Annotated in this window: 23 protein-coding genes; 19 read left to right on the forward strand and 4 right to left on the reverse strand. The window is 61.8% G+C overall.

The window, feature by feature from the left end:
• Positions 1 to 24: 24 nt before the first annotated feature.
• On the forward strand, positions 25 to 1017 hold the full coding sequence (locus tag RX328_RS36905) for an MDR/zinc-dependent alcohol dehydrogenase-like family protein (RefSeq protein WP_213249185.1): 993 nt from the start codon (positions 25 to 27) through the stop codon (positions 1015 to 1017).
• Complete coding sequence (locus tag RX328_RS36910; protein WP_213249187.1) at positions 1014 to 2036, forward strand: Gfo/Idh/MocA family protein; 1023 nt, start codon at positions 1014 to 1016, stop codon at positions 2034 to 2036. The genes RX328_RS36905 and RX328_RS36910 overlap by 4 nt, the downstream gene beginning before the upstream one ends.
• Positions 2037 to 2072: 36 nt before the next feature.
• Here the strand turns inward: RX328_RS36910 and RX328_RS36915 are convergent, their stop codons facing one another.
• From RX328_RS36915 to RX328_RS36930, 4 genes are all read right to left on the reverse strand, one after another.
• Complete coding sequence (locus RX328_RS36915; protein WP_213249189.1) at positions 2073 to 4022, reverse strand: alpha-amylase family glycosyl hydrolase; 1950 nt, start codon at positions 4020 to 4022, stop codon at positions 2073 to 2075.
• A gap of 35 nt (positions 4023 to 4057) precedes the next feature.
• A complete protein-coding gene (locus tag RX328_RS36920) occupies positions 4058 to 4411 on the reverse strand; it encodes a hypothetical protein (protein WP_409410756.1) in 354 nt (117 codons plus the stop codon).
• A gap of 32 nt (positions 4412 to 4443) precedes the next feature.
• Complete coding sequence (locus RX328_RS36925) at positions 4444 to 5166, reverse strand: ABC transporter transmembrane domain-containing protein (protein WP_409410754.1); 723 nt, start codon at positions 5164 to 5166, stop codon at positions 4444 to 4446.
• A 414-nt stretch (positions 5167 to 5580) separates the two neighbouring features.
• Positions 5581 to 5862 carry a hypothetical protein gene (locus RX328_RS36930; protein WP_213249193.1) on the reverse strand — a complete coding sequence of 94 codons (282 nt, stop codon included), beginning with the start codon at positions 5860 to 5862 and terminating at the stop codon, positions 5581 to 5583.
• A 388-nt stretch (positions 5863 to 6250) separates the two neighbouring features.
• On the opposite strand from RX328_RS36930, the gene RX328_RS36935 reads away from it, so the two are divergent.
• From RX328_RS36935 to RX328_RS37015, 17 genes are all read left to right on the forward strand, one after another.
• Positions 6251 to 7342, forward strand: coding sequence for an inositol-3-phosphate synthase (locus RX328_RS36935; protein ID WP_213249289.1), 1092 nt, complete (start codon positions 6251 to 6253; stop codon positions 7340 to 7342).
• Positions 7343 to 7394: 52 nt separating this feature from the next.
• Positions 7395 to 7952, forward strand: a complete 558-nt coding sequence (locus RX328_RS36940; RefSeq protein WP_213249195.1) for a histidine phosphatase family protein — start codon at positions 7395 to 7397, stop codon at positions 7950 to 7952.
• Positions 7949 to 9043 carry a glycosyltransferase gene (locus tag RX328_RS36945; RefSeq protein WP_213249197.1) on the forward strand — a complete coding sequence of 365 codons (1095 nt, stop codon included), beginning with the start codon at positions 7949 to 7951 and terminating at the stop codon, positions 9041 to 9043. Before RX328_RS36940 ends, RX328_RS36945 begins: the two co-directional genes overlap by 4 nt.
• 2 nt (positions 9044 to 9045) lie before the next feature.
• A complete protein-coding gene (locus RX328_RS36950; RefSeq protein ID WP_213249199.1) occupies positions 9046 to 9855 on the forward strand; it encodes a nucleotidyltransferase family protein in 810 nt (269 codons plus the stop codon).
• Complete coding sequence (locus RX328_RS36955) at positions 9855 to 10622, forward strand: TIGR04290 family methyltransferase (RefSeq protein WP_213249201.1); 768 nt, start codon at positions 9855 to 9857, stop codon at positions 10620 to 10622. The genes RX328_RS36950 and RX328_RS36955 overlap by 1 nt, the downstream gene beginning before the upstream one ends.
• Positions 10619 to 11569, forward strand: coding sequence for a beta-xylosidase (locus tag RX328_RS36960; protein ID WP_249726188.1), 951 nt, complete (start codon positions 10619 to 10621; stop codon positions 11567 to 11569). The genes RX328_RS36955 and RX328_RS36960 overlap by 4 nt, the downstream gene beginning before the upstream one ends.
• Positions 11566 to 12444: a PIG-L deacetylase family protein gene (locus RX328_RS36965; protein ID WP_213249203.1), complete on the forward strand. Its 879-nt coding sequence runs from the start codon at positions 11566 to 11568 to the stop codon at positions 12442 to 12444. Before RX328_RS36960 ends, RX328_RS36965 begins: the two co-directional genes overlap by 4 nt.
• Entirely contained in the window at positions 12435 to 13487 is a 1053-nt protein-coding gene (locus RX328_RS36970) for a glycosyltransferase family 4 protein (RefSeq protein ID WP_213249205.1), read from the forward strand. The genes RX328_RS36965 and RX328_RS36970 overlap by 10 nt, the downstream gene beginning before the upstream one ends.
• The gene (locus tag RX328_RS36975; protein ID WP_213249207.1) at positions 13484 to 14518 is read left to right on the forward strand and encodes a GNAT family N-acetyltransferase; all 1035 of its coding nucleotides are present in this window, start codon (positions 13484 to 13486) and stop codon (positions 14516 to 14518) included. Before RX328_RS36970 ends, RX328_RS36975 begins: the two co-directional genes overlap by 4 nt.
• Positions 14496 to 15440 (forward strand): class I SAM-dependent methyltransferase, encoded by a 945-nt coding sequence (locus RX328_RS36980; protein WP_317258575.1) that lies wholly within the window; start codon positions 14496 to 14498, stop codon positions 15438 to 15440. The genes RX328_RS36975 and RX328_RS36980 overlap by 23 nt, the downstream gene beginning before the upstream one ends.
• A 43-nt stretch (positions 15441 to 15483) precedes the next feature.
• Positions 15484 to 16728: a phosphopentomutase gene (locus RX328_RS36985; RefSeq protein WP_213249211.1), complete on the forward strand. Its 1245-nt coding sequence runs from the start codon at positions 15484 to 15486 to the stop codon at positions 16726 to 16728.
• A 267-nt stretch (positions 16729 to 16995) separates the two neighbouring features.
• Positions 16996 to 18111: an NAD-dependent epimerase/dehydratase family protein gene (locus RX328_RS36990; protein ID WP_213249213.1), complete on the forward strand. Its 1116-nt coding sequence runs from the start codon at positions 16996 to 16998 to the stop codon at positions 18109 to 18111.
• Entirely contained in the window at positions 18108 to 19202 is a 1095-nt protein-coding gene (locus tag RX328_RS36995) for an NAD-dependent epimerase/dehydratase family protein (protein ID WP_213249215.1), read from the forward strand. Before RX328_RS36990 ends, RX328_RS36995 begins: the two co-directional genes overlap by 4 nt.
• Positions 19203 to 19284: 82 nt before the next feature.
• The gene (locus RX328_RS37000) at positions 19285 to 20379 is read left to right on the forward strand and encodes a glycosyltransferase family 4 protein (protein ID WP_249726189.1); all 1095 of its coding nucleotides are present in this window, start codon (positions 19285 to 19287) and stop codon (positions 20377 to 20379) included.
• Positions 20376 to 21521, forward strand: coding sequence for a glycosyltransferase (locus RX328_RS37005; RefSeq protein ID WP_213249219.1), 1146 nt, complete (start codon positions 20376 to 20378; stop codon positions 21519 to 21521). Before RX328_RS37000 ends, RX328_RS37005 begins: the two co-directional genes overlap by 4 nt.
• Entirely contained in the window at positions 21518 to 22609 is a 1092-nt protein-coding gene (locus RX328_RS37010) for a glycosyltransferase (RefSeq protein ID WP_213249222.1), read from the forward strand. The genes RX328_RS37005 and RX328_RS37010 overlap by 4 nt, the downstream gene beginning before the upstream one ends.
• The gene (locus tag RX328_RS37015) at positions 22606 to 23706 is read left to right on the forward strand and encodes a glycosyltransferase (protein ID WP_213249224.1); all 1101 of its coding nucleotides are present in this window, start codon (positions 22606 to 22608) and stop codon (positions 23704 to 23706) included. Before RX328_RS37010 ends, RX328_RS37015 begins: the two co-directional genes overlap by 4 nt.
• Positions 23707 to 23785: the final 79 nt, after the last annotated feature.

A 23785-nucleotide genomic window follows, 5' to 3' on the forward strand; every position in this document is an offset into this window, starting at 1 on the left:
GCCCTTTCAAAGCAAGCGATAGCCATGAACGTTCTTTCAGTCTCACCCATCGCGCGGACCATGCGCGCGGCTGTTCTTCGCGGGCCGGGCGTGGCACGCGTCGAGACGGTGCATCGGCCAGAGCCCGCAGCCAATCAGGTACGCATCCGCTTGCAAGGCTGCGGCGTTTGCGCGTCCAACCTCGCGGTCTGGGCGGGTCCGCAGTGGGCGACGTTTCCAACTGAACCCGGCGGCCTCGGTCACGAAGGCTGGGGCATCGTCGATGCAGTTGGCGAGAACGTCACGGGTGTAGCGATCGGCGAACGGGTGGCCGCGCTGTCCTATCACAGCTACGCCGAATACGATCTGGCGGATGCGAACGCTGTGGTGCCGATCCCCGTAACGCTCAACGAACAGCCGTTTCCAGGCGAACCACTCGGTTGCGCCATGAACATCTTTCGGCGGAGCGAAATCGGCGCCAGACAGACGGTAGCGATTGTCGGAATCGGATTTCTCGGTGCGATCCTGACGAGCCTGGCCGCCAGTACCGGCGCCAACGTCATCGCCCTCTCCAGACGGCCGTTCGCGCTCGAAATGGCCAGGCAAATGGGAGCAGCCGAGACCATTCTGATCGACGACAAATCAACCGCCATCGAGCGCGCAAAAGCGCTGAACGGGGGTGAGCTCTGCGATCGCGTGATCGAGGCGACCGGCAAGCAGTGGCCGCTGGATCTTGCCACAGAGCTGACGCGCGAGCGCGGCCGCCTGATCGTCGCAGGCTATCATCAGGACGGACCGCGACAGGTGAATATGCAGCTTTGGAATTGGCGCGGGATTGACGTGATCAATGCGCATGAGCGCGATCCGCAGATCTACATGCGCGGCATTCGCGACGCCATCGACATCGTCACTGCGGGCCAACTCGATCCAAGCCCCCTGTATACGCACAGTTTTCCCCTCGACCGCCTCGGCGACGCCCTCGACGCGACACGCGATCGTCCGGACGGCTTTCTCAAAGCCCTGGTGACATGCATATGACTCAGATGTCGATCGAGAGTAGCCGCGCACCCGCAACGACGCGCCCGCGGGTCGGCTTCCTCGGCGTAGGCTGGATCGGGCACCATCGTATGAGGGCGATCGCCGAAGCGGATGTGGTCGAGATCGCAGCCGTTGCCGATTCCGCCGATGCGATGATTGCGCAGGCGGCGCCGCTTGCGCCTCATGCAATAGCGCTTTCGACATTCGAAGAGCTTCTGGACCAGGACATCGACGGCGTCGTCATTGCAACGCCAACAGCGCTCCACGCCGAACAATCGATCCGCGCACTCGCCCGCGGCAAAGCGGTGTTTTGCCAGAAGCCGCTGGGACGCACGGCTAAAGAAGTCCGCGCAGTGATCGATACGGCGCACTCGGCAAACCGGCTGCTCGCAGTCGACCTTTCGTACCGATTTACCGAGGCCATGCGTCAGATCCGGCGGTTGGTGCACAATGGCGAGCTCGGACATGTCTACGCGGTGGAGCTAACCTTCCATAACGCCTATGGCCCGGACAAGCCGTGGTTCTACGACCCGGCACTAGCGGGTGGCGGTTGCGTGATCGATCTGGGAGTTCACCTGGTCGACCTTGCGCTTTGGGTGCTTGATTTCCCAAAGGTCACAGGCACGTCGTCACGGCTGTTTGCCAATGGCCAGTTGCTTTCCACGTATGATCGCGTCGAAGACTATGCACTCGCCACAATCGACCTGGAAACTGATACGGCCGTGCACCTCACCTGCTCATGGCGGCTGCCGGCCGGGCGCGATGCGGTGATTTCCGCGGCCTTCTACGGCACGCGCGGCGGCGCCGCGATGCGGAACATCAATGGATCGTTCTATGATTTTGTCGCCGAGCTCTACCGTGGAACGGCAAGTGAAACACTCGCGAGCCCGCCGGATGCATGGTTCGGACGCGCCGCCGTCGAGTGGGCGCGGGCGCTCGCCGCGGGAACGAGCTTCGATCCTTCCGTCGAACGATGTGCCGACGTGGCGGCGGTGTTGGACCGGATATATGGCAGGTGAAAGCCTTGCCTGCAGCTACACCACGTTTGACATGCCTTAGCGGGGCTTCAGGATGCGAACGGTCTCGCCATCCAGTCTGATGTTGCCATCGATGCCGATTTCCTCACCGGTCAAGAGATCGCTCAAGCTCCCGCCGGACAGCTTCTCGATGATATCGCGCGGAATCGACACTTGTGCGGGCGATTTGCCGTAGTTCAGAAGCACCAGCACGTTGTCTGACGGTATGCCGGCTATTCGCAAATAGGCGAGCACGTTCTGGCCGTCGGCCACGTCCAGCATGCGGATTTCGCGCGAACGCAGCGCGGGATGCTCCTGGCGCAATGCGATCAGCCGCTTGTACCAATGCTGCAGTCCATAAGCATCATCCCATGCGATCTGGCGGGCATACTTGTACGGCTCGTAGGCTGCACCGACCTCCTCGCCCGTATAGATGCCCGGAATGCCGGGCAGCGTCAGCAGCATGGCCGCAGCGACGCGGGTCCGTCCAACTCCGTGTCGTGAACGGAAACGTGGCCCGGTGTCATTGTTATCCAGAAACCGGAATACCAGAACGTCGCCTGACGCCGATGCTTCGATCGCGGAACGCAGCCGTCGCGCTGTGTTTGGCTCGTCTTCGAATGCATCGCGCCAAGCCCATTCGCCAAGTTTCGCGGTCCAGTCATAGGCCGCGTCAAAGCCATGTCGGCCATAATAGGGGTCGCGCGCGGAAGCCTCGGCGAGCAGAAACAGATCGGGCTTGATGCGCTTGAGCTCCGCACGCCAACGGGGCCAGAACTCCGGCGCCCGCTGCTTCGGGCCCCATGCGACATCGACGCGGAAGCCGTCCACATCGAATTCGCGCACCCAATATGCGAAAGCCTCGATCACCAGGCGCTGCACCTCCGGATTGGCATAGTTGAGATTCTTGAGATTATTCCAATCGAAGTAGTGCTCGGCTTTACCGTCCCGCCCGCGCGCGAAGAAGCTGAAGTAAGGTGACGAGCGCTCACGCCGCACGGAATCTGCGAAATAGGCGTGCTGATCCGACAAATGGTTCGGAACGAAATCGATGATCACCCGGATCCCGCGCGCGTGGGCAGCCTGGACCAGTTCACGCAGCTTCCGTTCATCGCCAACGCTCTGCCGTATCCGAAAATAGTCCGTCACGGCGTAGCCGAAGTCGCCCGGCGGGCTTTCGGTAATCGGCGAAAGCCACAGGGCCGTCACCCCGAGCTCCCTGAGCTGATCGAGGCGCGCGGTGACATCGGCAAGGCCGCGAGGGCCGAACAGCGTCGGCACAACGCCGTATACGACGGCGCGGTCGATCCAGGCGGCGTGATCATGCTGGGCATCAACCGTCCGCAGGGTGCCGCCCTGCGCACCAAGCATTACCGTCGCCTCGTCGGCACGACCGTTGCCGTCCGTGACCTTGACGGTGACGTAATATTCGCCATCCGGCGGCACATCGGAGAACTCGATGCGCGCGCCGTTCGCCGGCAATCCAGCAAGCGGCGCCGGATTGTCATCGCGCGCGCGCCATTCGTACGCGGCGATCTCGCTGCCGCGGACCGGCGCAGGCAAGCTTCGTTGCGCACTCAGCGTAACGCCCCTGCCGTTCTCGGATGTGTCGACCAATGCGGTTGGCGTGTTGCGGAGTCGGACGTTCCAGCTCTGCTGTGCCGACCCACGCTCGATGCCGTTTTGTCGACATTCGGCCCTGACCTGATTGTCACCAGGCTGAAGCGAAATCCGGGCGTGTGCCCGCCCTTGCTTGGCCGGCAGCGTGACGGCCGAGCCCGGTGAGGTGACCACGATTTGATCGCAGCGGCCTTTAGGGACAGAGATGTCAACCGATTTGGAAAAGTCCCACGCATCGCCTCCGGCGGTGCCGAATGAGACGGGAACCTGATCCGTGGCGCCTGTCAACAACAGGGCCGCGCCAAGCAGGCCGGCACGTATCAGATGCAGGTACTTGCGAGACGCACTTTGCCGGGACGCCATTTTCATCGCCGCTCCCGACCCAACGTCATTGGCCGAGAATTTCATCCGCTGTCTCGAGGAACAGGTGCGGAATAGTCCGTATACCCGGTTCCATCAAGGCGCGCCCATGAATCGACATCGTTGGCGATCAAGCCGCGACTTTGCCGTTTCACCAGCGACGCGTAATAGTCGCCGGCCTTCATCAGCGAGCCGTGGGTTCCGCTCTCCGCGACGGTTCCGTCCTTCAGAACGACGATGCGGTCGGCACTCACCACCGTCGATAGCCTATGCGCAATAATGAAGGTCGTTCGGTGCCTCTTGAGATTGTCGAGTGCGTGTTGCACCGCCTCCTCCGACTCGGCATCGAGCGCAGACGTAGCTTCGTCGAGCACCAGGATCGGCGGGTTCTTCAGCAATGCGCGCGCAATGGTGATCCGTTGGCGCTCCCCTACCGAGAGTTGACTGCCGCTAAGTCCGTTGCGTCGGGAGAATCGCTCAGATGTTCCTGGATGTTGAGGATGGAGAATATCTCGTCCAGCGAAACGGCGGCCTTGCTGAGGCTGGAATAGATCCCGCTCAATCGCTGCACCGGAGCAAACAGGCCTCCGACGTAGCCTAGAAACGCAATCAATGTGCCTAACGTGACCTGCCCGTTCCATGCCAGGTAGCCTCCGACACCGATAGCCGAAAGCCGCGCGAGAGCGATCGAGAGATTGCTGGCGGCGCCGTAGCCCGCATCGGTCGCAACGCCGCGGACGACGACCTGGTTGGCGGCAGATACATCGCGCAGGAAGCGCGACTTCTCGGCATCTTCCATCGCAAAGCTGCGCACCACCACGATGCCGGACAGCACCTCGTTGAACCGGAAGTATATATGCGCCCAGCGATCGAGCAGCGCCCGCTCCCGACGGGTCTGCTCGGGCCCGGCGTACATTGCGATCAATGCCGGTATCGGCGCGAACATCAAGACGATCAGGGCGAGCCGCGTCATGATCGCGCCGACGCCTTCACTGCGCTGCATTCGCAACGGCATCTTGTGAAGCTTGCCTATCGCCGCCTCGAGCAGCGCGTATTGCAGGCCAATACGCGTACGCCAGGTCAGCCAGCTCGCCGTAGCGTCCAGACTCTCGCGCAGGAATGCCAAGCCGCCCAAAGCAACGATACTCAGCACCAGAATTTCTGCGCGATGGCTTGTCAGCTCATCGAACACCGTCTTGATGACGAGCGGCTCGACAGCATTGAGCGTGGCAACAGTAAGATGAGCGCTAGGATGATGCCGATCGCATGCTTCTGCGGTAGCGCAGACCGCACTGCCTGGTGCAATCGTCTGGGTCTGCTCGGCGATAATTGTCCGGCAACAAACGTCCCCTGTGAGTGATCGTCCGAGTTTCCACGTCTCTGCCCGAGCGTTGCCAGCAGCCGCCCAAATGTTCCTCTCCCAAGTGTCCCTCTCAAGCCAACAGGCATGATTGGCCCCCGTAAGCTATCGAAATCCTGGAATAGGCGGGAAAAACGGATGCACCCACCGACGCGGCACCTTCAGGTGACCGGCCCAGCTTGGAACTTTCGTCTGGCAGGCTCTTATTTACTGGACAGATGACCGATTGACGAACTTGTGAAACCGGCTCAGCTCTCCTGACTCGGTCCGGTCCTGATGCAGGAATGCCAGATCTTCCTTATCGAACTTCTCGAAGAACTCATCCCACCCGATCGGTTCCAGACTTTCGTCGCGCGGTTCGAAGTCGAGGCGAAGCACCCCCGGCTCGCCACCCTCCTTTGTTCGTTTGACGGTGGCCGGCGTGCCGCCACGTTCCTCGGCCCATCGCCTAATACTCTCATGGTCCGTCGTAGTCTTGCCATTGGACATAGCTCGTCTCCTCGCTCACGTCCTTCTCGAATCCCGTCCGGTGCGCGGGCGTCGCTACACTCTAATTCGATGACGGCAGCAAGCGTTCCAGACACCAAATCACCTGGTGGGAGTTGCCTCTGAGGGTCAGCTCCACCTTATTTGTGATCCTGCTGCTGCCACATCCTCAGCTTCTTCCTCTGCCGACCTCCTCATCTTCATCTTCTTCATCTTCATCTTCATCTTCATCTTCCTCATCATCTGCTTCATCTTCATCCTGTCGCTGTCATCGGCATCATCTTCTTCCGATCATCTAGAAAGAGATCGCTTGACGCGGCCAAGCAGGAACAAACAATCACATGCCCGCATTACGGATTGCAGAAACCGTCTCCAGCGACATGGCCTGCAAATGCAACAGACATCCCTCTCTCAAAAGGTTCGCGTGGGCATCGTCGGTGTTGGCAACTGCGCTTCCTCATTCGTGCAGGGCCTCACTCACTACGCCGATGCCCATGCCAACGAGCCGCTTGCCGGCCTGATGAACATCGACCTCGGCGGTTACCATATCCGGGATATCGAGATAGCCTCGGCGTTCGACGTGAACGCGAGGAAGGTGGGGCGGGATGTATCGGAGGCGATCTACGCTGCACCCAACAACACGTTCCGCTTCGCCGACGCCAAACCGACCGGCACCACCGTCGAGCGTGGCCCTACGATGGACGGACTGGGCCGCTATCTTCGTGAAGAGATCGAGGAATCGAACCTGCCGGTGGTTGATGTCACCGAGCGCCTGGCAAGCACCCGCACGGATGTGCTCGTCTCCTATCTCCCGGTCGGCTCGCAGCGCGCCAGCGAATGGTACGCAAACTGCGCACTGGAGGCTGGATGCGCCTTCGTCAATTGCATCCCCGTGTTCATTGCGTCCAACCCGCTCTGGCGCAGCAAGTTCGAAAGCCGCGGACTTCCCCTTATAGGCGACGATGTAAAGAGCCAGGTTGGCGCAACCATTCTGCATCGCATGCTGGTCAACCTCTTTCGCGAGCGCGGCGTTCGGCTCGACCGCACCTACCAACTCAACTTCGGCGGAAACTCCGATTTCAGGAATATGCTCGAACGTGAGCGTCTGGAATCGAAGAAGATCTCAAAAACCCAATCCGTGCTCAGCCAACTCGACGTGCCGCTGCCCGATGGCGGCATTCATGTCGGTCCGAGCGACCACGTGCCGTGGCTCGCCGATCGCAAGTGGGCCTACATCCGGCTGGAGGGCACCACCTTTGGCGACGTTCCACTCAATCTCGAGATGAAGCTCGAAGTCTGGGATTCGCCCAACTCAGCCGGGGTCGTCATTGACGCCGTCCGTTGCGCCAAGCTTGCGATCGATCGCGGCATTGGCGGAGCCCTGGTAGGCCCGTCGAGCTATTTCATGAAGTCACCGCCACAACAGTTTTCGGACCACGAGGCTCGCGAGAGAACTCTGGGCTTCATCGCAGGAACGGGTTGAGCCGGATTCCGCCATGACGAAATTCTCGCTGATCAGACACGGAGTTCATGACGTGGTCGATCACATCCTGGTTGGGCGCATGGCGGGCGTGCGGCTGAACAGCCGAGGGCGCGACCAGGCCCGGCGGATCGCCGATATCTTTGGCAGCAGCGACATCAGGTCGGTTCACTCAAGCCCCCAGACGCGAGCGCTGGAAACGGCGGAGCCGCTGGCGCAACGGCTCGGACTTACCGTCCAGATCTTCGCCGGCATCGACGAACTGGACGCCGGGGCCTGGACCGGGCGCTCCTTCGCATCGCTCCGTAACGATCCCCTGTGGGGTCAGTGGAACACGGAGCGAGGTCGCGTCCGCCCGCCGGACGGTGAAAGCATGCTGGAGCTACAGGTGCGCGCCGTAGACCATCTGAACAACATCGCAGCGTCGCTGCCGGACGGCCATATCGCGTTGTGCAGTCATGCCGAAGTTATCCGCGCCGTTGTTCTGCACGCCCTGAACTTGCCGCTCGACGACTATCACCGCCTCGACATCGCTCCCGCTACGATCAGCACCATCTCAATCGATCGAGGCGGCACTGAAGTCATTTCATTGAATCAGCCGGTTGTATCATGAAGCTCGTCATCTTCGGTCTCACATTCAGTTCGTCCTGGGGAAACGGTCATGCCACGCTCTGGCGCGGACTTTGTTCTGCACTGATCCGGCAAGGGCATGAGGTCATCTTCTTTGAGCGCGACACGCCTTACTATGCGATGAACCGCGACATCTTCGCCTTGCCAGGCGGCGAACTCGTCATCTACGCCGACTGGAGCTCCGTCCAGTCGAAGGCCCAGCGCGAAGTACGTGAGGCGGACGCTGCGATTGTCACATCCTATGCCGCTGACGCCCTAGCAGCGACCGACCTCATCATTTCCGCAAGCCAGACACTCAGCGTCTTCTATGATCTCGATACGCCGGTCACGTTGTCGCGGCTTCGTCGCGGCGATACCATCCCCTACATCGGCGAACGAGGGCTCGCAGACTTCGATCTCGTCCTGAGCTACACCGGTGGCGCGGCACTTGACGCGCTTCGCGACGAGCTCGGCGCGCGTCAGGTCGTTCCGCTTTACGGTCACGTAGATCCGGACGTGCATCGCCCTCTCGAAGCGGCATCCCTGCGTCAGTTCACCTTGTCATACCTCGGGACCTACTCCGCAGATCGACAGGATGCTCTCGAAGCGCTGTTCAACGCTCCCGCGAGAGCGCGACCTGAGCTTCGTTTCGTGATCGGTGGCGCACAATATCCGCAGGACTTTCCCTGGTGCCCGAACATCTTCTTCGTTCATCACCTGCCTCCGACCGATCACCCGGCATTCTATGCCTCGTCTCGCCTCACGCTGAACGTGACCCGCCGGCCCATGGCCGATCTGGGCTGGTGTCCGTCGGGACGGTTGTTCGAAGCCACTGCCTGTGGTGTGCCGGTTCTTTCCGACGCCTGGGCAGGGCTGGAGACATTCTTCACACCCGGGGATGAAATCCTGGTTGCTCGCGATACTGCCGACGCACTTGCCGCGATCGAGCTTTCCGACGCGGAACTCGAGCGCGTGGCCAGGGCCGCGCGTGAGCATACGCTTGCCGCGCACACGTCGGAGCAGCGCGCCTACGAACTGATCGCCACAGTGTCCAAAACACTGATCTCGCCAGCGCGTGAAATGGAGCAGGTATAGCCATGTGGGGTATCGTGCCCGCAGCAGGACGTGGAAGCCGGATCCAGCCGCTTGCGTTCTCAAAGGAATTGCTGCCGGTCGGCAGCCGCACCGAAGGCGGCGTCGAGCGGCCCTGCGCCGTCAGCGAGTATCTCGTCGAACGCATGGTTTGCGGCGGCGCGGACAGGATCTGCTTCGTCATCTCCCCCGGCAAATCCGACATCATGGAATATTTTGGGGCGAGCTACGGCTCCACGCCGATCGTGTATGTGGTGCAGGAACAGCCGATCGGGCTTTGCGACGCGGTGTTCGCGGCGCGGCCGATCGTCGACTGCAACGCGCCCGTTGTCATCGGCTTGCCTGACACCGTCTGGTTTCCTGAAAACGGGCTCGCCGAACTGCCCGATGACGTCTTGTCTTTCCTGCTGTTTCCAGTTGAACGGCCCGAATTCTTCGACGCCGTTGTTCTCGATCAAGACCAGGTGCGGGAAATCCAGGTCAAGCAACCTAGCCCCGACTCGAACTGGATCTGGGGCGCCTTCAAGATGCCGGGAGGCGTATTTGAAGAGCTTAGGCAGCTCTGGCTGGTGCGAAACCGAACGGACGAATATTTCGGCACGCTGGTGAATGCCTACCTCGCCCAGGGAGGCAGGGCCGCCGCGGTGAAAGCGGGCCAGGCGTATGTCGATGTCGGAACCCTGCACGGCTATCGAGCCGCCATAAGCCTGCTCGAGGAGATCCGGGGCAAGTCGCGATCGGATAGCGGCGTTGCCGCGGCACTGCCTCATATGCGGCGCGACAGCAACTCGCTTGCACACGAGGTGCGGACGTGATGAGCACCCGGCAATTGACGACGGAAGACATCCAGCTGCGGATCGAGCAGCTCGGGCCATGGTTCCACAACATTGAGCTCGGCGGCGTCTGCACGGCGCCGACGCATTTCCTCGGCGACTACCCTGCGGTGAAGTGGCGCCGATTTGCGCAGGCAATCATACCGGAGATCGAAGGCCGCACCGTTCTCGATATCGGCTGCAACGCCGGCTTCTATTCACTCGAAATGAAGCGGCGCGGAGCAACACGCGTGCTCGGCATCGATACGGATGAGGATTATCTGCGCCAGGCGCGCTTTGCTGCGGAAGTCAGCAGCCTCGACATCGAATTTCGCAACATCTCCGTGTACGATGTCGGGATGCTTCGAGAACGGTTCGATATCGTGCTGTTTCTCGGCGTGCTCTACCATTTGCGCCATCCCCTGCTCGCCCTGGATCTGATTCATGAACATGCGGCAGGCGATCTGCTCGTCTTTCAATCGATGCTGCGCGGCAGCGCCGAAGTGGAGCAGTTGAAGCAGGATTATGGATTCTGGGAAGACGATCACTTCAATCGTCCCGGCTATCCCAAACTGCACTTCGTGGAACATCAATACGCCGATGATCCAACCAACTGGTGGATCCCGAACAACGCCTGCGTCGAGGCGCTGCTGCGCAGCAGCGGGTTCAAGATAGAGCTGCACCCCGAGAACGAGGTCTATATCTGCCGACGGACCGAGGCTCCGCCGGGCGCCGGCGCGGTCTACCCGAAGAGAGGTCGCTCGACATGATCGAAGCCGTGATGATCTGGAACGAGCCGAACAACAAGTCGCATTGGGATCCCGAGATCGACCCCCACTGGGACCTGTTTGCCGAGATGGCGATCGGCGCCGGCAAGGCGATAGAACGGGTCAATCCCTCATTGCCACGCGTGCTCGGAGGCATCTCTCCCATCGATCCGGCTTTTATTGCAAACATGATGGGAAAAGGCGTGCTCGACCATGTCGATGCAGTGGCCGTGCACGGTTTTCCGCTCGACTGGAATCTTTGGCAGATCGACGACTGGCCGGCCAAGATCCAGGAAATCAAAGCGATCACCGATCTGCCAGTCTGGGTGTCGGAAGTTGGCGTATCGAGCTTCGGCGCCGAGGAGGTGCAGGCTTGGGGACTTGATCGCACGGCGCAACTGCTGATCGGGCAAGCGCCGCGCATTCACTGGTACAGCCTTTATGATCTGCCGCGCGCGTGGCCGGCCACGACGCGGCACAAGGAGGCCGAGGGATCCTCGTACTACCGTCATTTTGCGATGGGCCTGTTGCGAGAGGATGGATCACCGAAATTGGTGGCCGAGCGCTTCCCGCGCCACGCACCTGCCCTTGGCATCTGCCAGTGGTTTCACTTTGAGGATCACCGGCTTTACGAAGCCGTGGCGTGGATGAGACGGTTGGGCGTGCGGAGCCTGCGGACCGGCCTCTCCTGGGCCGACAGCTTTCGTCCCAACGCGCTCGACTGGTTTGACCGGCAAATGGATGCGCTATCGGAGTTCGACGTTACGATCACCTATTGCTTCACGCCAGAACATCGCGGCATCGCACCACACCACACGAGCGCGCCTCAGGTGCCGGAGGAGTTCGCCGAATTTTGCGCCGCGATGACCGAACGCTATGCGCCGCCGAGAATTACCGGAAACCAACCGTTCAGATCGGCAGTCGCCGAACAGACGGAAGCCGCGCAATGACCGCCACGGCAATCACCGAGCGAAACCCAGCGCCGCAACGTGCGGCGGGCGAGGCACTGCTCAAAATGCTGGCCGATCCCAACCGCGCGCACGCCGCGGCAGATGACGTGGCCGTCATCATCGCCCATCCCGACGACGAAACGATCGGCTGTGGAGCCCAGCTTCACCGACTTGATGACGTGACCGTTGTCGTTGCGACAAATGGCGCGCCGCGTGACGGCGCAGATGCCCGGGCGCACGGCTATGCCAGCCCGACCGCTTATGCGGCAGCCCGCGAGCGCGAGCTTTGCAACGCCCTGGTTCTTGCGAATCTGCCTGCCAGCAGGATCATCGAGCTCGGCTTCTCCGATCAGACCACCGCATTTCGTCTCGCCGATCTCGCGCGCGCGATCCATGTTCTCGTTGCGGCGCGTGACATCAAGGTCGTTCTCTCGCACGCGTTCGAAGGAGGACACCCGGATCATGACGCCACGGCATTCGCCGTGCATGCGGTCGCCGCATTAAGGCGGCGCCATAGGCAGGCGCTCGATATAATCGAGATGCCGTTCTATCACCGGGAAGACCACGGCTGGACAACACAACGCTTTTTGCGCCATCCGAGACGGCCCGCTATTGCGGTCCGACTGAATGCTGCGGAACGGGACTGGAAGCGCCGCATGGTTGCGGCGCACACGACCCAGCGTGCGATCCTGTCGGCCTTTGATTCCGACGTTGAACGCTTCCGATTGGCGCCTGCCTACGATTTCCACTCGCTGCCCAACCGGGGAAAGCTGCTCTACGAGCAGTACAATTGGGGGCTCACCGGCAACTCCTGGCTCATGCTGTCCCGTTCCGCGCTGATCGAACTTGGCCTGGCAGGCGAACGATGGTTCTGACGGTACTCAATGTCGCATATCCCTTTGCTCCGGTCGGCCCCAATTCGGTTGGCGGTGCGGAGCAAGTGGTTCATCAGCTCGATAAGGCGCTGGTCAATTCCGGTCATCGTTCGATCCTGATCTCGTGCGAGGGGTCTCAGGCCGCCGGCATTCACATATCGGTTCCTCGCGTATCGGGCGATTTGCATCAGGTCGAGATCGAGGCTGCGCAGTACCGACACCGCCACGCCGTCGCGCTCGCCCTAGCGCGCTGGCCAATCGATATTGTCCATCTGCATGGTGTCGACTTCCATGCCTACCTGCCGCGAGACGGCCCGCCTGTGCTCGTGACCCTTCATCTCCCAATCGATTGGTATCCGGCGGAAGCTCTCAGCCCATGTCGGCCGAATGTGTGGTTCAATTGCGTCTCGCGATCCCAGCATGCAGCCGCGGCGCCCAATCCGCACATGCTGGTTCCCATCGAGAACGGAGTTGCAGACCACTTCTTTGCCACCAGCGGCGCAAAGCGCAATTTTGCCTTGATGCTCGCGCGCATATGCCCGGAAAAGGGCATCCATCTTGCCATCGAGGCCGCCAAACGAGCAGACATGCCGCTTGTGATCTGCGGCGAAGTCTTTCCCCATGCGGCGCATCGGCGGTACTTCGAAACGACCGTCAAACCGGCGTTGGATCGCCTGCGTCGCTTCGTCGGACCTGTCGGCCTCGCTCGCAAGCGCGGCCTGCTCGCGATGGCCAGATGCGTGCTCATACCCTCTCTTGCACCCGAGACAAGTTCTCTGGTCGCGCGCGAGGCGCTTGCGTGCGGCACGCCGGTGATCGCGTCTGCCCGCGGCGCGCTTGCAGAAACCATCGAACACGGCCGGACCGGTTTTCTCGTTCGCGATGAGGTGGAAATGGCCAAAGCCATCACGCAGGTATCGGCGCTTGACGGCGAGGCCTGCCGCCGTTCGGCACGTCAGCGATTTTCTCTTGAGCGGACGAACAGGAGCTATCTGTCGGTCTATGAAGCGCTCAGCCAAATGGCGGTGTCAGGTGCGGCATGACGGCTCCGTTCACATGTCGCGTGATTACGGACGTATCCGAGCTTGCGGCACTCGCGCCGGAATGGTGGGAGTTGTGGCGGCAATCGCCGACCGCGACGCCATTCCAATCGCCGGCGTGGTTACTGCCGTGGTGGAATAATCTTTCGGACGGTGACGCTTGCGTTCTCGCTGTTCACTTCGATCGACGGCTGGTCGGACTAGCACCGTTCTACTGCGAGCGACGCCTGCGCGGACGGTTTGCTCGGCTGATGGGATTTCCCGTGACCGACTATCACGACTTTCTGATCGCGCCCAAGCTCGAGGAGCCCATACTGGCGCTGCTGAGTTCGCGTCTCGCCGACGTCGGCTTCTGGGACGTTCTGGAACTCACGGAGGTGCCGCCAGATGCTCACGCGCTCCGGATGGCAGTCCCGCCTGGCTGCGATGTGACTAGCGCGTGCGCCAGTGCATGTCCGGTCCTAAACTTGCCAGGCACGCCTGACGAGCTGCCGCAGATATTGCCACCAAGAAAGCGTCGCGCACTTCGCACCGCCCACAATCGCGTTGCGCGGCGTGGCTCGCTCCAGGTCAAGGCGGCCGACCGCAACTCCGCCGTCGATATATTCGAGTTACTTGTTGCGCTTCACCGGCATCGTTGGAACTCGCGCGGCGAGCCGGGTGTTCTTGCCGATTCCCGTGTGCAGCAATTTCATCGCGATGCGTTGCCGGACCTGATGGCCGCCAACCTTCTGCGCCTCTATCTCCTGCAAATCGACGGCCACCCAGCGGCCGCCTATTACGGTTTCATGCACCGCAATCAGGCCTATGGCTATCTCACCGGGTTCGACCCTGCCTACGCCTTCGAATCTCCCAGCGTGGTCCTCCTCGAACACGTTATCTCGGAATCGATCTGCGAAGGCGCCCACAAGTTCTATTTTCTTCGCGGCCGCGAGCCATACAAGTATGGATGGGGCGCGCGTGATAGCTGGAACGAATGCCGCGTGTTTCACCGCATCTGCGTCGACAGCCATGACATCGCACGACAAGCCTGACGATCTCATCGACGGACGGCTGCTCGAACCTGCGCTTCGCGGGGCGTACGGCCGCACGCCTGAAAACGTGGCCCTGGCGCAACTGTTGATGGCCGCCTCTTGTGCGGACGAGGCCAACCGGGCACTCGATGCGGCGATCCGCCATATCCGCTCCGATCCGTATGTGCGCAGCGAATCCGTAAGGCGGCTCCAGCGCATGCGCGCGCTCTGGGATCAAACGCCCGATGCATTTGCAAGCATAAAGGCCGTCATGCACTCGCTCGACCACCCTGGCGCTCGCGATCCGCACCCGTCACCCGAAACATGGGCGACGATCTTTGACGACGCTGTCGGCGTCTCACGCGAGGCAAGCGTCGCGCTCTATTGCCTTGGCCGCGCGGATCTGTTGCGTGCCGCGACCGACGAAATTGTCGAACGCATCCGCGCGTGGAATCTGCTGCGGGCTGACGCCTGCGTGCTCGATGTCGGTTGCGGCAGCGGCCGCATCGTCGAGGCGCTGGCCCGACACGTCAAAACAGCAATCGGCATCGATGTGTCTATGCACATGCTTCAGGTTGCGCGCGAGTGCTGCGCCGCTTGCCCCAATACCGCCTTCGTTCGCACTTCCGGACAAGACCTGTCGGTCTTCCGCGACGAGTCCATCGACCTGGTTTGTGCCGTCGATGTCTTTCCCTATTTCGTGATGTCCGATCTCGCGCAGCGCCACATCGGCGAGATGGCGCGTGTGCTGCGCCGCGACGGTCACCTGCTGATCCTGAACTATGCCTACAGCGACGACGCCACAGCGAGCGGAAACGAATTGCGGCGCTTCGCCCAAGAAGCGGGACTGAGCGTGCGACACGGCGCGACGCGGGAATTCTCCCTCTGGGACGGCACGTGCTTCTTGCTGCGGAAATCAAACCAGCAGGAACGTTCGATATAATCCGGAGTTGGCCCGCAACTGCCGTGCGAACGGAGAAGTGACGATGGCTCGCGCTCTTGTCCTGGTACTTGATTCCGTCGGTATCGGCGCCGCTCCGGACGCAGCCCGTTACGGTGACGAGGGCGCGGACACCATAGGTCACATCGCCGATCTCTGCGCCCGTGGCCAGGCCGAACGCGCTTCGCGCTCAGGTCCGCTTCGGCTACCGAACCTTGTGGAACTCGGCCTCGGAGAGGCGTGCCGACTTTCGACCGGCCGCGTTCCGCCCGGACTGCAGAGCGATACACATCCGATCGGACGGTATGGCTGCGCTGCGGAAATCTCAAAGGGGAAGGACACACCGTCGGGTCACTGGGAATTGGCGGGCGTGCCGGTCCTGTTTGACTGGGGCTATTTTCCCCGCGAAATTCCGTGCTTCGCGCCGAAGCTCATCTCGGCATTGTGCCAGCAGGCCGACCTTCCCGGAATTCTCGGCAACTGTCACGCCTCGGGCACCGAAATCATCGCCGAGCTGGGCGACGAGCACATCAGGTCGGGCAAGCCGATTTGTTACACGTCGGCCGATAGCGTCTTTCAGATTGCTGCGCATGAGGACGCCTTTGGACTTGAGCGGCTCTACGAGCTCTGCACCGTCGCCCGCCGGCTGGTCGATCCACTTCGGATCGGACGGGTCATCGCTCGGCCATTCACGGGCTCATCGGCGGAAGGTTTCGTTCGCACCGGAAACCGGCGCGACTACTCCGTTCCTCCGCCCAGTCCTACTGTCCTCGACCGCGCGACGCAGGCCGGCCGCTGCGTCCTTAGTATCGGGAAGATCGGCGATATATTTGCACACTGCGGCACCGGACGCGTGCTCAAGGCCAACGGCAATGCCGCATTGTTCGATCGAACGCTTGAAGGAATAGCTGCCCTGCCCGACGGCGGGTTGTTATTTGCCAATTTTATCGATTTCGACGGCCTTTATGGGCATCGCCGTGATCCGGCCGGATACGCCGCCGCGCTGGAGGCTTTCGATGCACGCATCCCGGAGATCCGCCGGATGATGCGCGAGGACGATCTCCTGGTTATCACCGCTGATCATGGTTGCGATCCGACCTGGCACGGCACCGATCACACGCGTGAGCAGGTTCCGGTGCTGCTGTTTGGACCATCGCTGCCAGGCGAACCGATCGGCCGCCGCGAGACCTTCGCCGACGTCGCTGCGGCGGTAGACGAACATCTGGCGCTGGCGTCAGCATCGGCGGGAACCGGACGCGATATGCTGCACAGTCGAGCGCCTGCGCTCTGACGAGGTCTCGACCCACCGACACGTGGTGGCGCGATCGAACCCGCTCGTCGTTCGATCGGTGACTTTGCCCGCCTCAACCATTTGAGGAGGCCGTAGACTTCACAGCTTCAGGAACAAACAAATTTTCTCCGCGTTCGAACGACGTGCAGCTCGCGAAGCTAATGTCGGCTTTGCGACAGAGCACGCACCGATCGCTGGATCAGAACATTTCCTCAATTGCGGCATTCGGACCCGCCGAGATTTGTAACAGCTGTTTCGGGAGAGACGATGTCAAGGCGCATTTTAATCACAGGAGGTGCCGGCTTCATCGGCTCCCACATCACCGACCTTCTGCTTTCGTCCGGCTACTCGGTACGGGTTCTGGATGCGCTTGCCTCGCAGGTTCACCAAGACGGTACGCCTCCAAACTATCTCGACAAGGAAGCAGAATTGATTGTCGGCGATATCAGAAACAGAAGCGAGGTCGACCGGGCCCTTGCCGGCGTAGATGCCGTCATTCACCTCGCCGCCGCAGTGGGCGTCGGTCAGAGCATGTACGAGATTGCTTCATACACTAGCACCAACGATCTTGGTACGGCCGTGCTTCTCGAAGCGCTCGCCTCTCGGCCGGTCGAGAAGCTTGTTTGCGCCTCTTCGATGAGCATCTACGGCGAAGGTCTCGCCAGGCGCAACGACGGAACGACTGTCGCGCCGCAGCCGCGGCCTGTCGAACAACTCCGTCGCGGCATCTGGGATGTGCTGGACAGCGATGGCACGCTGCTGACGCCGCTGCCAACTCCCGAAAGCAAGCAGCCCTCGCTGAGCTCGATCTATGCGCTCGGCAAGTACAATCAGGAGCGCCAGTGCCTGATCATCGGCGGGGCCTATGGCATTCCCACCGTGGCGCTGCGCTTCTTCAATGTCTACGGCCCGCGGCAGTCGCTGTCGAATCCATACACCGGAGTGCTCTCGATCTTTGCGTCGCGGCTGCTCAACGACCGCCCGCCCCTGATATTCGAGGACGGCAACCAATGCCGGGATTTTGTCCATGTCCAGGACGTCGCACAGGCATGCAAGCTGGCGCTGGAATGCCGCGACGGCGCCGACGACGTCTACAATATCGGTTCGGGCGAGTGCCGAAGCATCAGCTCCGTCGCCAGCGATCTGGCCCGCGTGATGGGGCGGCCGCGCATCGCTCCGCAGGTGACCGGCAAATATCGCGCCGGCGATATCCGCCATTGCTTTGCCGACATCGGCAAGGCCCGCAGTCGGCTCGGCTACGTTCCGAAAGTCGATTTCGAGGACGGGCTTGCCCGGCTCGCGCAATGGCTCGCGGGTCAGGCGGCCGTCGATTCGGTTGAAGCAGCTACGCGCGAGCTGGAGGAACGGGGGCTCGTGGCATGATCTTCGCCAGTCCCAGTATCAAGAGCGCTTCCGAACGCATCCTGGTAACCGGCGGCTGCGGATTTCTTGGCTGCAATATCGCCGCCGGACTTGCCGCGCGGGGGCGCAGCGTCGTGGCCATGGACAACCTGTCGCGACGGGGATCCGAAGAGAACGCGGAGTGGCTGAGGCAGCGATACGGTAACCGTGTTGCGATCGAGATCGCCGATTCGCGCGACACGAACGCCGTCGACGCATTGGTTTCGGCGAGCACCGCCGTCATGCACCTCGCCGCCCAGGTGGCGGTCACCACCAGCCTTGAGGACCCGATCTCGGATTTCGAGATCAACGGGCGTGGCACCCTCAACGTCCTGGAGGCGATCCGCCGGCACAATCCGCGCGCGCCTGTCATCTTCGCATCCACCAATAAGGTCTACGGCAAGTTGCTCGATCCATCCGAGGTACGTCGCGTCGACGGCCGTTATGTGCCCGACGAGCCGCGGTTCGCCTATGGCGTGGCCGAGGACACCCTGCTCGACCTCTATAGTCCTTATGGATGTTCGAAGGGCGTTGCGGATCAATATGTCCGGGATTATGCGCGCGTCTTCGCCCTGCGCTCGGTCGTGCTACGGATGAGTTGCGTCTACGGCCCGCGCCAGTTTGGCAACGAAGACCAGGGCTGGATCGCGCACTTTCTGCTCCAGGCCATTCGGCGGCGGCCGATTACGGTCTACGGGGACGGACACCAGGTCCGCGATGCGCTGTTTGTCGATGACGCGGTCAATGCCTGGATCGCAGCGCTCGATAACATCAACGGCATTTCCGGCCGGATCTTCAATCTCGGCGGCGGCCCCTCCAACGCGATCAGCCTGCGCGACGTGCTCGGCCTCATCGCCGAACTGCGCGACGATCGGCCGGATGTTCGCTACGCTGCTTGGCGTCCCGGTGACCAACCGTGGTACGTTTCCGACATTCGCGCGGTATCGCAGGCGGTCGAGTGGGAACCACGGGTCCCGGTACGCCAGGGTCTGCACCTCATCGAGCGCTGGCTGGACAGCCATATCGGCGCTGGCGGCGCCTCGTCCTCTGAATTGCTGGAGGCCCGGATATGACGGCCGCAGCTTTCCGCATGGCGCGCAAGACCGTCCCGGAGTTGAGGCCATGACGCCACCGTGTCGAGGCCTCCGTATCTTGATGACGACCGACGCCGTCGGCGGCGTTTGGGTCTACGCCTCGACGCTCGCGCGCGCGCTGTGTCAAATGGGAATGGAAGTGTCGTTGGTGACGCTGGGTCCCCCGCCACGCGGCGATCAACTCGAATCCATCGCCGGCATTTCCGGCCTGACGCTTGAAATCACCGATCTCACGCTCGAATGGCTTGATCCCGAGGGTCGGGATTTACATCGCGCCGCCGACCGGCTGGCCACGATCGAGAATCGTGTGAAGCCGGATGTCATACATCTCAACAGCTATCGCGAAGCGATGAGCACCTGGCGTGCCCCCGTCCTCGTTGTCGCCCACTCCTGTGTACGCTCCTGGTGGCTTGCCTGTCGCGGCGAGGAGCCGGCCGAGCCGCGCTGGTTCGACTACATAGCCAACGTTCACGGGGGGCTGTCCGCTGCAGATCGGTGGATTGCACCGACGCATAGCTTTCGCGATAAGATAACCGAGCTCTACCGGCCGGAAAGTGCCGGCCTGGTAGTCCATAACGGCGTAGAGGCGCACGTTTCCCGCACAAGGAAGCAGCCATTCATACTCGCTGCCGGCCGGCAATGGGACGAAGCCAAGAACCTGTCAATCCTCACCGACATCGCGCCGCGCCTGGCTTGGCCGGTCCGGACCAATGGACCTCTGGGCATTGGTCGCGACGATCGGCACGCGGAAGGCTCACCGGAGTTGCCGCATACCGCGTTGCTCGAAACGATGCGATGCGCCTCGGTGCTGGCCTCGCCTGCCGTGTACGAGCCGTTCGGACTTACCGTGCTCGAGGCAGCGACGGCGGGTTGCGCGCTCGTTCTGTCGGACATTCCTACATTTCGCGAGCTTTGGGACGGAGCGGCATTGTTTGTGGAGCCACGCGACCGGGATGAGTGGCAGGCGGTGCTCGCCTGCCTGACGCACAACGACGCCCTGCGACACGACCTGCAGAAGCGCGCGACGCTGAGGGCGCGCCGTTACCGGCTGAAGGCAACGGCCGATGCGTATGCCGGGCTGTATCGCGAACTCGCAGGCAGCGCCCGCACTGCCGCGCCGAGGCCCCACCGACAGCTGGCCGAGGTGCAACCATGAAGTTCGTGATGTTCTATCATTCGTTCGTTTCGTGCTGGAATCACGGCAATGCTCATTTCCTGCGCGGCATCGCACGCGAACTTCTCCACCTCGGACACCAGGTCACGATCTACGAGCCGCGTAATGGCTGGAGCCGGCTCAACGCGTTACGCGACGGCGGTGAGGAATATTTTCGGGAAGCTGCGCAACTTGTGCCGGATGCAGACCTCCGGACGTACGATCTGGCGACATTGGAGCTCGATCAGGTGCTCGACCGGGCCGATGTCGTTGTCGTGCACGAATGGAACGACCCCTCTCTCATCGAGACGCTCGGCACCAGACGCCGCAACGGCGGCCGTTTTCTTCTGCTGTTCCATGACACGCATCACCGCGCGGTGACGGCATCAAGCCAGATCGGCAACTTTCAGCTTGGCGACTACGATGCAATTCTCGCCTTCGGCGAGGTACTGCAGCAGCTCTACCAGCGCCTGGGTTGGGGCCGCAGGGCCTTCACCTGGCATGAGGCCGCCGATGTCGCGCTGTTTCGCCCACAGCCGGACGCGGCAAGGGAAATCGATCTGATATGGATCGGCAACTGGGGCGACGGTGAGCGCGATCGGGAATTGCAGGAATTCCTCGTCCAGCCGGTCGTGGAAACCGGACTTAGAACGCAAGTGTTTGGCGTGCGCTATCCCGATGAGGTGCGTGAACAGCTGCGAACCACTGGCATCGAATTCCGCGGCTGGCTTCCCAACCACCGCGCGCCGGACGCATTTGCCCGCGCGCGCATGACCATTCACGTGCCCCGCCGCCCCTACGTCGAGACGCTGCCCGGCATTCCCACCATACGCGTATTTGAGGCTCTCGCCTGCGGAATTCCGCTGGTCAGCGCACCATGGAATGACGCGGAAGGGCTGTTTCCTCGGGAAAGCTTCGTCACGGTGAAGAACGGTAAAGCGGCGAGTGCAGCCCTCCGGGCGCTGATGCAGGACGAGGATTTCGCCGCCGAGACTGCGCGCAGGGGCCTAGCGGCGATCCACGCGCGCCACACATGCGCTCATCGTGCGCAGGAACTGCTTCGCATTCTACAGAGACTCGGCGGTGATCGAAATCCGGCGCGCGCCGACCTCAGCCGCGCAACTGAACAAATGGTCTCATCATGAAGATCGCTTTTTTCGGATCGAGCCTGGTGTCGTCGTACTGGAACGGTGCTGCGACCTACTATCGCGGCTTGCTCAAGGCGCTCGCTGCGCTTGGCCAGGAGATCACTTTCTACGAGCCCGATGCGTTTGAGCGCCAGCAGCATCGCGATATTCCCGATCCGGATTGGGCGCGCGTGGCGGTCTATCCGGCGACCGACGACGGCTGGCGCCGCGCGCTGGAGGAAGCGGCGCGCGAAGCCGATTTGGTTGCCAAGGCGAGTGGCGTCGGCGTTTTCGACGAGGAGCTTGATTTGGCCGTGTCCGAACTCGCTCACACCGGATTGATGACCGCCTACTGGGACGTCGACGCTCCGGCGACGCTGGAGAGCATGACCATCGATCCCCTTCATCATCTACACCGGACGATTCCACGCCATGACCTGGTTCTCACCTATGGTGGAGGCGACCAGGTGGTTGAGCGCTACCGCCGCTTCGGCGCGCGCCAATGCGTCCCGATCTACAATGCAGCGGATCCCCAGACCCATCATCCCGCTCCGCGCCGCGATGACTACGCATGCGACCTCAGCTTCCTCGGCAACCGCCTTCCGGATCGTGAGACAAGAGTCGACGAATTCTTCCTTGCTCCCGCTCAAATGCTTCCCGGGCGCAAATTCCTGCTTGGCGGCGCGGGCTGGGACGATAAACCAGTGCCGGCAAACGTGACCATCGCAGGCCACGTCGGCAGTGGCGAGCACAACGCCTTCTTTTGCTCCGGGTTGGCCACGCTGAACATCAATCGCGACAGCATGGCGAAGATCGGCTTCTCCCCACCGACGCGCATCTTTGAAGCGGCCGCCGCCGGCGCATGCATTATCACCGATGCTTGGAACGGCATCGATGATTTCCTCAAGCCTGGAACGGAGATCCTCGTCGCCCGCGACAGCAGGGATGTCGTCGAGCTCCTCGAAGGCTTGCGGCCTGAACAGGCGAAGCGAGTCGGTGAGGCCGCACGCCGGCGCATCCTGGATCAGCACACCTACACCCAGAGGGCACGGCAAGTGGTGAACGTCTTGAACCTCGCAATCAGCAGCAGAGAGGCAGCGGAATGAAGCTCGACATCGTGATGTTCGGACTTTCCATTACCTCCTCTTGGGGTAATGGTCATGCCACGACCTATCGCGCACTGATCAAAGCACTCGCCGCACGAGGCCACCGGATCACCTTCCTCGAGCGCGATGTGCCCTGGTATCGCGACCACCGGGATCTGACGAGTTCGCCGCATTGCCGGATCAAGCTTTATGACTCGTTGCGGGACGTATCACAGCACTATAGCTCGATGGTGGCCGCCGCTGACGTCGTCGTGCTTGGCTCGTTCGTTCCCGACGGCGCAGCTCTCGGCGACTGGATCACCAGCATCGCTCGCGGGGTCACCGCCTTCTACGACATCGATACTCCGGTGACGCTGAGCCAACTGGCGACCAACAGCTCGGCATCCATCAGCCCTTCGCTCATTCCGCGTTTTGACCTGTACCTTTCGTTTACGGGTGGTCCGATCCTGCAACTGATAATGGGAATGTATGGCAGTCCACGGGCGCGTGCACTCTATTGCGCCGTAGACGTCGACGTTCACAAGCGAGTCAGAACCCCGACGCAGTGGACGCTGGGCTACATCGGCACCTATAGCGAGGACCGGCAGCCGCTGCTTGAGGAGCTTCTCCTGGAACCCGCCCGGCGATTGCCGAAACACGACTTCGTCGTAGTGGGGGCGCAATACCCCAGCACATCGACTTGGCCGGAGAACGTCCGGCACATCGAGCATCTGCCGCCGGGCTCACATTCGAAATTCTATTGCAGTCTCCGCTACACATTGAACTTGACGCGGCAGCACATGGCGGCGGCCGGATATTCGCCGAGCGTTCGGCTATTCGAAGCAGCAGCATGCGGCGTTCCGGTCATCAGCGATCGCTGGCCCGGCATCGAGGAATTCTTCGTCCCCGAACGCGAGATCCTTCTCGCCAGTAGCGCCAACGACGTCGTGAATGTCCTTTCCCGATCCGGCGAACCGCAGCACCGCAAGCTTGCGGCCGCGGCGCGCGAGCGCGTGCTCAAGAGCCACACCGCTGAAATTCGCGCAACCGAGTTTGAGGGATACATCAAGGAGGTGATCAGCCAGCCTGCAAGCGCACCGTCGGTCGAAGCGGTATAGGCGGTCGAGATCCGGCGAGTTCCGACACTCGCTGCGATGACGCATGTCAACACTTTGACGTTCTCGGGGCGAAGTCACG

This window comes from Bradyrhizobium sp. sBnM-33, assembly GCF_032917945.1.
GTDB lineage: Bacteria > Pseudomonadota > Alphaproteobacteria > Rhizobiales > Xanthobacteraceae > Bradyrhizobium.

Coding starts and splice junctions, on each gene's coding strand:
- RX328_RS36905 (WP_213249185.1), top strand. CDS start 25: ATGAACGTTCTTTCAGTCTCACCCATCGCGCGGACCATGCGCGCGGCT.
- RX328_RS36910 (WP_213249187.1), top strand. CDS start 1,014: ATGACTCAGATGTCGATCGAGAGTAGCCGCGCACCCGCAACGACGCGC.
- RX328_RS36915 (WP_213249189.1), bottom strand. CDS start 4,022: ATGAAAATGGCGTCCCGGCAAAGTGCGTCTCGCAAGTACCTGCATCTG.
- RX328_RS36930 (WP_213249193.1), bottom strand. CDS start 5,862: ATGTCCAATGGCAAGACTACGACGGACCATGAGAGTATTAGGCGATGG.
- RX328_RS36935 (WP_213249289.1), top strand. CDS start 6,251: ATGCAACAGACATCCCTCTCTCAAAAGGTTCGCGTGGGCATCGTCGGT.
- RX328_RS36945 (WP_213249197.1), top strand. CDS start 7,949: ATGAAGCTCGTCATCTTCGGTCTCACATTCAGTTCGTCCTGGGGAAAC.
- RX328_RS36950 (WP_213249199.1), top strand. CDS start 9,046: ATGTGGGGTATCGTGCCCGCAGCAGGACGTGGAAGCCGGATCCAGCCG.
- RX328_RS36955 (WP_213249201.1), top strand. CDS start 9,855: ATGAGCACCCGGCAATTGACGACGGAAGACATCCAGCTGCGGATCGAG.
- RX328_RS36960 (WP_249726188.1), top strand. CDS start 10,619: ATGATCGAAGCCGTGATGATCTGGAACGAGCCGAACAACAAGTCGCAT.
- RX328_RS36965 (WP_213249203.1), top strand. CDS start 11,566: ATGACCGCCACGGCAATCACCGAGCGAAACCCAGCGCCGCAACGTGCG.
- RX328_RS36970 (WP_213249205.1), top strand. CDS start 12,435: ATGGTTCTGACGGTACTCAATGTCGCATATCCCTTTGCTCCGGTCGGC.
- RX328_RS36975 (WP_213249207.1), top strand. CDS start 13,484: ATGACGGCTCCGTTCACATGTCGCGTGATTACGGACGTATCCGAGCTT.
- RX328_RS36980 (WP_317258575.1), top strand. CDS start 14,496: ATGACATCGCACGACAAGCCTGACGATCTCATCGACGGACGGCTGCTC.
- RX328_RS36985 (WP_213249211.1), top strand. CDS start 15,484: ATGGCTCGCGCTCTTGTCCTGGTACTTGATTCCGTCGGTATCGGCGCC.
- RX328_RS36990 (WP_213249213.1), top strand. CDS start 16,996: ATGTCAAGGCGCATTTTAATCACAGGAGGTGCCGGCTTCATCGGCTCC.
- RX328_RS36995 (WP_213249215.1), top strand. CDS start 18,108: ATGATCTTCGCCAGTCCCAGTATCAAGAGCGCTTCCGAACGCATCCTG.
- RX328_RS37000 (WP_249726189.1), top strand. CDS start 19,285: ATGACGACCGACGCCGTCGGCGGCGTTTGGGTCTACGCCTCGACGCTC.
- RX328_RS37005 (WP_213249219.1), top strand. CDS start 20,376: ATGAAGTTCGTGATGTTCTATCATTCGTTCGTTTCGTGCTGGAATCAC.
- RX328_RS37010 (WP_213249222.1), top strand. CDS start 21,518: ATGAAGATCGCTTTTTTCGGATCGAGCCTGGTGTCGTCGTACTGGAAC.
- RX328_RS37015 (WP_213249224.1), top strand. CDS start 22,606: ATGAAGCTCGACATCGTGATGTTCGGACTTTCCATTACCTCCTCTTGG.